Origin of the sequence: Pseudomonas mediterranea CFBP 5447 (assembly GCF_000774145.1) — a bacterium.
Taxonomy (GTDB): domain Bacteria; phylum Pseudomonadota; class Gammaproteobacteria; order Pseudomonadales; family Pseudomonadaceae; genus Aquipseudomonas; species Aquipseudomonas mediterranea.
In genome coordinates, this window is record NZ_KN322957.1 from 22,613 (window position 1) to 31,772 (window position 9,160).

7 protein-coding genes are annotated in these 9,160 nt (G+C 64.5%); all 7 read left to right on the forward strand.

The features are described from left to right. Positions 1-16 precede the first annotated feature (16 nt). The 7 genes from N005_RS00365 (at position 17) to N005_RS00395 (ending at position 9,022) form a co-directional block, all read left to right on the forward strand. Positions 17-424: a hypothetical protein gene (locus N005_RS00365; protein ID WP_231983255.1), complete on the forward strand. Its 408-nt coding sequence runs from the start codon at positions 17-19 to the stop codon at positions 422-424. Beyond that, positions 418-930, forward strand: coding sequence for a type VI secretion system baseplate subunit TssE (gene tssE / locus N005_RS00370; RefSeq protein WP_047698361.1), 513 nt, complete (start codon positions 418-420; stop codon positions 928-930). Before N005_RS00365 ends, tssE begins: the two co-directional genes overlap by 7 nt. Beyond that, complete coding sequence (tssF, locus tag N005_RS00375; protein ID WP_047698363.1) at positions 927-2,786, forward strand: type VI secretion system baseplate subunit TssF; 1,860 nt, start codon at positions 927-929, stop codon at positions 2,784-2,786. Before tssE ends, tssF begins: the two co-directional genes overlap by 4 nt. Beyond that, positions 2,750-3,802 carry a type VI secretion system baseplate subunit TssG gene (tssG, locus tag N005_RS00380; protein ID WP_047698365.1) on the forward strand — a complete coding sequence of 351 codons (1,053 nt, stop codon included), beginning with the start codon at positions 2,750-2,752 and terminating at the stop codon, positions 3,800-3,802. Before tssF ends, tssG begins: the two co-directional genes overlap by 37 nt. Beyond that, the gene (gene tssH, locus N005_RS00385; RefSeq protein WP_047698367.1) at positions 3,795-6,485 is read left to right on the forward strand and encodes a type VI secretion system ATPase TssH; all 2,691 of its coding nucleotides are present in this window, start codon (positions 3,795-3,797) and stop codon (positions 6,483-6,485) included. The genes tssG and tssH overlap by 8 nt, the downstream gene beginning before the upstream one ends. Before the next feature lie 152 nt (positions 6,486-6,637). Then, positions 6,638-8,569, forward strand: a complete 1,932-nt coding sequence (locus tag N005_RS00390; RefSeq protein ID WP_047698369.1) for a type VI secretion system Vgr family protein — start codon at positions 6,638-6,640, stop codon at positions 8,567-8,569. Positions 8,570-8,587: 18 nt separating this feature from the next. Next, positions 8,588-9,022, forward strand: coding sequence for a DcrB-related protein (locus tag N005_RS00395; protein ID WP_047698371.1), 435 nt, complete (start codon positions 8,588-8,590; stop codon positions 9,020-9,022). The last annotated feature ends 138 nt before the right edge of the window (positions 9,023-9,160 follow it).

Genomic DNA, 9,160 nt, shown 5'->3' on the forward strand with positions numbered 1-9,160 from the left:
GCTTCTGGCCAGTTGCATGATCGTAAGCCTGTACGCCTGTGCCGAAACGGTGCCTGCCGATGCGAACCGGGCGAGCAACAACCAGGTCGACCTTGGCGGCCAGGTCCTGACCCTGGAAAACCACAACCAACGTTGTGCCCTACGCAAGCCGGATCAAAGCGTCCTGACCCTGGACATGACATGGCCCTGCCACCTGAGCGTTGATCGCCAGGACAAGCCACGGGTCGAGAGTTTCAATAACGCAAAAATCATCATCGTCCAGCACTTTGAGACCGAACCTGCACCCAGTCAGGAGTGTCGTTCCCAGTACCAGGCCGTCAGGCTGATAGCCGGTCGCCTGGAAGCCTCGATGCTCGCCGAAGGCGGCCGTTGCACTCAAGGTGCCGTCGACCAGAAAAACTTCGTGGCCCTTTTTACGTGGTAACCGAAATCGCCACCCGCGATCGCCTCCAACCCTCCCTATTGGACCGGTTGACCGATGACGATCCGACCAATCCCAAGGAAAGCGCCGACAAGCGCGTGCTGTCGCTCACCCAGTTGAAAGCCTCGGTGCTGCGCGACCTGGCGTGGCTGCTCAACACCACCTCGCTGCTCGACGCTGACGCCACCCTGCACACCCCGGCGGGAACCTCGGTGGTGAACTTCGGGCTGCCGGCGCTGGCTGGCAACAGCGCCTCGAACGTCGATCTTTCGGCGCTGGAAGCTTTGATCCAGCAGGCCATCGCCACCTTCGAGCCACGCATCCTGCGCCATACCTTGCGCGTGCGGGCCCGGTCGACGGCCGAGATGAACCACAACGCCTTGAGTTTCGAGATCGAAGGCGACCTCTGGGCCCAACCGGTGCCGCTGCGCCTGATGCTGCAAACCGACCTGGACCTGGAAACCGGCCATGTGCGCGTAGTCAACGCCGATCAGCGGAGACGCTCATGAACCCGCGCCTGCTGGAGCTGTACAACCAGGAACTGCACCACGTGCGCGAAAGCGCCGCGGAGTTCGCCAAGGAATACCCCAAGATCGCCAGTCGGCTGACATTGTCCGGCATGGACTGCGCCGACCCCTATGTCGAGCGGCTGCTGGAAGGGTTCGCCTACCTGACGGCGCGGGTGCAACTCAAGCTCGACGCCGAGTACCCGACCTTCACCCACAACCTGCTGGAAATCGCCTATCCCCATTACCTGGCGCCGACGCCGTCGATGACCGTGGTGCAGATGCAGGCCGATCCGGACGAAGGTTCGTTGAGCAGCGGCTTCGAGCTGCCCCGGGACAGCGTCCTGCGCGCCGCCCTGGGGCGTGAAACCCAGACCTGCTGTGAGTACCGCACCGCCCACTCGGTGACGTTGTGGCCGTTGCAGGTCAGCCAGGCCGAGTACTTCGGCAATCCATCCACGGTACTCGGACGCCTGGCCGCCAGTGAGCCGAAAGCCAAGGCCGGCCTGCGCCTGACCCTGCGCACCGGTGCCGAATTGCCGTTCAACAGCCTGGCCCTGGACAATCTGCCGCTGTACCTCAGCGGTGCGGACGAGCAACCGTTCCGCCTCTACGAACAACTGCTGGGCAGCGCCTGCGCGGTGTTCGCCCGCCAGCCCGGTGGCCATTGGGTCGAGCGGCTGCCCCAGGATGCGTTGCGCTCCCGTGGCTTCGATGACGTCGACGCTGCGCTGCCGGTAGTGCCGCGGGCATTCCAGGGCTATCGCCTGCTGCAGGAATACTTCGCCCTGCCCCAGCGCTTCCTGTTCGTCGACTTCACCCAACTGGGCCGGGCGGTCAAGCGCTGCGACGGCCAGGAGTTGGAGTTGATCGTGCTGTTCGACCGCCACGACCCGAGCCTGGAAGGCAGCGTTGGTGCCGCGCAGTTCCTGCCGTTCTGCACCCCGGCCATCAATCTGTTTCCCAAGCGCCTGGACCGCATCCACTTGTCGGACCGGGTCAACGAACACCACGTGATCGCCGACCGCACCCGGCCGATGGATTTCGAAGTGCATTCGCTGACCGGCCTCACCGGCCACGGTACCGGGCCGGAGCAGCCGTTCCTGCCGTTCTATGCCGTGCGCGACCCGTCCCGCTATGGCCGCGACCAGGCCTATTACACGGTGCGCCGTGAACCACGGGTGTTGTCCAGCGATCAGCGACGCAACGGCCCGCGTTCGACCTACGTCGGCAGCGAAACCTTTGTCAGCCTGGTGGACAGCCACCAGGCGCCCTACCGCCATGACCTGCGCCAACTGGGCGTGACCGCGCTGTGCACCAACCGCGACCTGCCGTTGTTCATGAGCGTGGGCAACGGCAAGACCGACTTCACCCTGGCCGACAGCGCACCGGTCGGCGCCGTGCGCTGCGTCGCCGGGCCGAGTCGGCCGCGGGCCAGCCATGCCCACGACGCCAAGGCCTGGCGGCTGATCAGCCAGTTGTCGCTGAACTACCTGTCCCTCAGTGAACAAGGCCAGGGCGCCGCCGCCCTGCGCGAACTGCTGCGCCTGTACGGCGACAGCAACGACGCGGCGCTGCAATTGCAGATCGAAGGCCTGCGGGAAGTCAGCAGCAAGGCCTGCACCCGCCGCTTGCCGATGCCCGGCCCGATCGTGTTCGGCCGGGGCCTGGAGATCACCCTGGAATTCGATGAAAACGCGTTTCGCGGCACCGGGGTGTTTCTCCTTGGCGCGGTGTTCGAACGCTTCCTGGCACGCTACGTGTCGATCAACAGTTTTACCGAGACGGTGATCCGTACCACCGAACGCGGCGAGATCATGCGATGGAAAGCCAAGCCCGGACGTCGTCCGACCCTGTGAGTACCCTGGACGCGATGCACCAGGAACCCTGGGAGTACGACTTCTTCCAGGCGTTGCGGCGCATCGAGTGCGAAACCCCCGAACTGCCGCGCCTGGGCCATTCCCTGCGCCTGGCCGATGACCCGCTGCGCCTCGGACAACAGGCCGACTGCACCTTTGCCCCGGCCACCCTCGCCTCGGTGCAACCGGGCGTCGACGGCGCGCCGGCGCGGCTGGAACAGTTCTTCTTCGGCCTCGGCGGCCCCAACGGCCCGATGCCGTTGCACATGACCGAGTACGTGCGCGAGCGTCAGCGCAACAACGCCGACAGCACCAGCAAACGCTTCCTCGATGTGTTCCACCATCGCCTGCTCAGCCTGTTCTACCGGGCCTGGGCCGAAGCGCGGCCAACGGTCAGCCATGACCGCCCGAACGATGACTACTGGTCGGCGCGCCTGGCGGCGCTCAGCGGCCGGGGCATGCCGAGCCTGCTCAAACAGGGGCTGATCCCCGACACGGCGAAACTGCATTACAGCGGTCACTTGGCGGCGCAAACCCGCTACCCGGACGGCTTGAAGGCCATCCTCAGCGAGTACTTCGGCCTGCCGGTGGAGATCGAGGAATACGTCGGCCAATGGCTGGAGTTGCCCGAACGCAGCCGCGTCGGCGCCAGCGCCCATCAACTGGGCGTGGATTTCTGCCTGGGCCGCTATGTGTGGGATCGCCAGCACAAATTCCGCATTCGCCTCGGGCCGCTCAAACTCGTCGACTACATGGGCATGCTGCCCGGTGGCGAGCCGTTCAACGAGCTGGTGGCCTGGGTCGCCGAATACCTGGGCCATGAGCTGGACTGGGACCTGAACCTGGTCCTGGAACAGCCCGAGGTGCCGGCGCTACAACTCAACGGCCGCTTCCGCCTGGGGTTCAACACCTGGCTGGGGCAGCCCGCAACCGATGCCAACGATCTAATACTGGCCCGGCACTACGCCGAACAGGCCAACACCTCACAGACCTCAAGGAGCCATGAGCATGGGTGAAATCAGTCGCGCCGCGTTGTTCGGCAAACTCAACAGCGTGGCCTACAAGGCCATCGAAGCCGCCACCGTGTTCTGCAAATTGCGCGGTAACCCCTATGTGGAACTGGCCCACTGGTTTCACCAGTTGCTGCAACTGCAGGACTCGGACCTGCACCGCATCATCCGCCAGTTCAACGTCGAGCCGGCGCGCCTGGCCCGGGACCTGACCGACGCGTTGGACCGCCTGCCGCGGGGCTCGACCTCGATCACCGACCTGTCCTCCCACGTCGAAGAGGCCGTGGAACGCGGCTGGGTCTACGGCAGCCTGATGTTCGGCGAAAGCCAGGTGCGCACCGGTTACCTGGTGCTGGGCATCCTCAAGACCCCAAGCCTGCGCCATGCCCTGCTGGGCCTGTCGTCGGAGTTCGACAAGGTCAAGGCCGAAGCCCTGAGCGAACGCTTTGACGAGTACGTCGGCGACTCGCCGGAAAACGCCCTGACCGCCAGCGATGGCTTCAACGCCGGCAGCGTGCCGGGCGAAGCCAGCGGCGCCATGGCCCCCAGCGCCATGGGCAAGCAGGAAGCCCTCAAGCGCTTTACCGTCGACCTCACCGAGCAGGCCCGCAGCGGCAAGCTCGACCCGATCGTTGGCCGTGACGAAGAGATCCGCCAACTGGTGGACATCCTCATGCGCCGTCGGCAGAACAACCCGATCCTCACCGGTGAAGCCGGTGTGGGCAAGACCGCCGTGGTCGAAGGCTTTGCCCTGCGCATCGTCGCCGGTGACGTGCCGCCGTCCCTCAAGGATGTGGAACTGCGCAGCCTCGACGTCGGCCTGCTGCAGGCCGGCGCGAGCATGAAAGGCGAATTCGAACAGCGCCTGCGCCAGGTCATCGAAGACGTCCAGGCCTCGCCGAAGCCGATCATCCTGTTTATCGACGAAGCCCACACCCTGGTGGGTGCCGGTGGCGCCGCCGGTACCGGTGACGCGGCCAACCTGCTCAAGCCGGCCCTGGCCCGCGGCACCCTGCGTACCGTGGCCGCCACGACCTGGGCCGAGTACAAGAAGCACATCGAGAAAGACCCGGCCCTGACCCGTCGCTTCCAGGTGGTGCAAGTGGCCGAGCCGTCGGAAGACAAGGCCCTGCTGATGATGCGCGGCGTGGCTTCGACCATGGAACAGCACCATCAGGTGCAGATCCTCGACGAAGCCCTGGAAGCCTCGGTCAAGCTGTCCCACCGCTACATCCCCGCGCGCCAGTTGCCGGACAAGTCCGTGAGCCTGCTGGACACCGCCTGCGCCCGCGTCGCCATCAGCCTGCACGCGGTGCCGGCCGAAGTGGATGACAGCCGTCGGCGCATCGAAGCGCTGGAAACCGAGCTGCAGATCATCGCCCGCGAACACGCCATTGGCGTGGTCATCGGCACACGCCAGACCCAGACCGAAAGCCTGCTGAGCGCCGAACGCGAGCGCCTCGCCGAGCTGGAAAGCCGCTGGGCCGAAGAGAAAACCCTGGTGGACGAACTGCTCGCCACCCGAGCCACCCTGCGCGAACGCGTCGGTGTGGTGGACAGCGAGGACGCCAGCGAAGCTTCCGACAACGAAAGCCACGCCCTGCGCGAGAAACTGGTGGACCTGCAACAGCGCCTGACCGCCCTGCAAGGCGAAACCCCGCTGATCCTGCCGACCGTGGATTACCAGGCCGTGGCCTCGGTGGTCGCCGACTGGACCGGTATCCCGGTGGGCCGCATGGCCCGCAACGAACTGGAAACCGTGCTCAACCTCGACCAGCACCTGAAGAAACGCATCATCGGCCAGGACCATGCCCTGCAGATGATCGCCAAGCGCATCCAGACCTCCCGCGCCGGCCTCGACAACCCGAGCAAACCGATTGGCGTGTTCATGCTCGCCGGCACCTCCGGCGTGGGCAAGACCGAAACCGCCCTGGCCCTGGCCGAAGCCATGTACGGCGGCGAGCAGAACGTCATCACCATCAACATGAGCGAATTCCAGGAAGCCCACACCGTGTCCACCCTCAAGGGCGCGCCACCGGGCTACATCGGCTATGGCGAAGGCGGCGTGCTGACCGAAGCCGTGCGGCGCAAACCGTACAGCGTGGTGCTGTTGGACGAGGTGGAAAAAGCCCACCCGGACGTGCACGAGATCTTCTTCCAGGTGTTCGACAAAGGCGTGATGGAGGACGGCGAAGGCCGGGTGATCGACTTCAAGAACACCTTGATCCTGCTGACCACCAACGCCGGCACCGAGTTGATTGCCGACGTCTGCAAGAACCCGCAGGACGTGCCCGAACCCGAGGAGATCGCCAAGGCCCTGCGCCAGCCGCTGCTGGAGATTTTCCCACCGGCCCTGCTCGGTCGCCTGGTGACGATCCCGTACTACCCGCTCAGCGACGAGATGCTCAAGGCCATCACCCGCCTGCAACTCAACCGCATCAAGAAGCGCGTGGAGAGCACCCACAAGGTCGCGTTCGACTACGACGACGCGGTGATCGACCTGATCGTCTCGCGCTGCACCGAAACCGAAAGCGGCGGCCGCATGATCGACACCATCCTGACCAACAGCCTGCTGCCGGACATGAGCCGCGAGTTCCTGACCCGCATGCTCGAAGGCAAGGCCATGGCCGGCGTGCGGATCAGCGCGGTGGATAACGAATTGCAGTACGATTTCAGCGACGCGGCCTGACCTGACAGGAACACAGAAAACCCTGTGGGAGCGAGCCTGCTCGCGATAGCGGAATTACATTCAACCCAGTGTTGNCACCGCCATCGCGAGCAGGCTCGCTCCCACAGTGGGTTGCGTTCCTTCAGCCCAACACAATTTGCACGGGACACTCGATGTTATTCAACCAAGCCACACGCCTGGCCAAAATCACCAGCCCCCTGGGGCCCGAGGTGCTGCTGCTCAAGGACATGGGCGGCGGTGAAGAGCTGGGAAGGCTGTTCAACTATGAGTTGCAGCTGCACTCGCTGGACAACGCCATCGATCTCAATCAGGTGCTCGGCAAACCCATGTGCGTGAGCATGCAGCTGGACGGCGGCGGCGAGCGGCATTTCCACGGCATCGTGGCCCGCTTCAGCCAGAACGTCGACCAAGGCCAGTTCGCCAGCTACCAGGCCACGCTGCGGCCCTGGCTGTGGCTGCTGACCCGCACCTCCGATTGCCGGATTTTCCAGAATCTGACCATCCCGCAGATCATCAAGCAGGTGTTCCGCGACCTGGGTTTCTCCGATTTCGAAGACGCCTTGAGCCGGCCCTACCGTGAGTGGGAATACTGCGTGCAGTATCGCGAGACCAGCTTCGATTTCGTCAGCCGCCTGATGGAACAGGAAGGGATCTACTACTTCTTCCGTCATGAGCAGGGCCGTCACGTGCTGGTACTGGCCGATGCCTACGGCGCGCACAGCAACGCGCCCGGCTACGCCTCGGTGCCTTACTACCCGAAGAACGAGCAGCAGCGCGAGCGCGACCACATTCACGATTGGCACCTGGCCCAGGAAGTCCAACCCGGCTCGCTGGAACTCAACGACTATGACTTCCAGCGCCCCAGTGCGCGCATCGACGTGCGTTCGGCGATGCCCCGTCCCCATGCCGCCGGTGACTATCCACTGTACGACTACCCCGGCACCTACGTGCAGAGCGAAGACGGCGAACACTACGCCCGCACCCGCATCGAAGCCTTGCAGACCCTGCACGAACAGGTCGAGCTGGCCGGTAACGCGCGGGGCCTGGGTTCGGGTCATCTGTTCAGCCTGACCGGCTTCACCCGCCAGGACCAGAACCGCGAATACCTGATCGTCGGGGCCCGCTACTACCTGTCCCAGGAAAGCGGCGAAACCAGCGGCGGCGCCCCTTCGGCACAGTTCGAAAGCAGCCTGACCTGCATCGACGCCCAGCAGAGCTACCGCCCACTGCCCCACACCCACCGGCCCATCGTCAAAGGCCCGCAGACCGCCCTGGTGGTCGGCCCCAAAGGCGAGGAAATCTGGACCGATCAGTTCGGCCGGGTGAAGGTGCACTTCTACTGGGACCGTCACGACCAGTCCAACGAAAACAGCTCGTGCTGGATCCGCGTGTCGCAATCCTGGGCCGGCAAGAACTGGGGCTCGATGCAGATCCCGCGCATCGGCCAGGAAGTGATCGTCAGCTTCCTCGAAGGCGACCCCGACCGGCCGATCATCACCGGTCGCGTCTACAACGCCGAGCAGACCGTACCTTACGACCTGCCCGACAACGCCACCCAGAGCGGCATGAAGAGCCGTTCGAGCAAGGGCGGCACGCCGGCGAACTTCAACGAAATCCGCATGGAGGACAAGAAAGGCGCCGAGCAGTTGTACATCCATGCCGAGCGCAACCAGGACATCGTGGTCGAGGTGGATGAAAGCCATTCGGTGGGCCATGACCGCAACAAGAGCATCGGCCACGACGAAACCGTGACCATCGGCAACAACCGCCTGCGCATCGTCAAACAGGAAGACATCCTCTCGGTGGGCCTGCGCAAGACCGACAGCATCAGCCAGAGCTACGTCATCGAAGTGGGCGAAAACCTGCGGCTGGTGTGCGGTGAAAGCATCCTGGAGCTCAATGCCAGCGGCCAGATCAACCTGACCGGCGTGCAGATCAGCTTCTATGCCAAGGGCGATGCCGAGTTCAACACCGGCGGCGTCCTGCACCTGAACAATGGCGGCGGCCCTGGTGCCACCCCTGACGGCCAGGGCGTCAAGGCCAGCATCGACGCCAACGTCAAAGCCGCGTTCCCCAAGGGTTAATCCAGAGATTCAGGCGCCATGACTTACCGCATCAACGAATTCCAGCTCCAATTGCCGCCCAGCGAGTTGCTGGACGCGACGATCAACATCCTCAAGTTCCCCGAACTGGGCACGTCCTTGATCGTCAGCCGCAGCTTGCTGGGCGACGGCGAAACCCTGCAAAGCAACCTCGACGACCAGCTCAAGCGCCTGGAAAAACAGGTACAGGAATTGCGCTGCCAACCGGGCGCCACCGTGCGTCTGGGCGCGAATCAGGAAGTCGAAGGCATCGAGCTGCGCAGCCAGTTCAGCAAGGGCAACGAAAAGGTCTTCCAGTTCCAGTTGGCGCTGGTGCTGCCCGGCACGCGCAAGATGTTCGCCCTGAGCTACGTCAAGGCCGAGCCACTCGGCGATGCCGAAGCCGCGCATTGGGCGACGATCAAGGGTTCGCTGTTGTTCGACGGCCCGGCCTGATGGGCGACTTGCATGTCTGACGCGCTCTGGGCTGCCCGTCTGGGCGACGCGCTGGATCACACCTCGATGATGGCCGACATCCTCGGCGGCGTGCTGGAGGTGGCGGCCAACATCGCGATCACCGCCGTCGCCACCGCC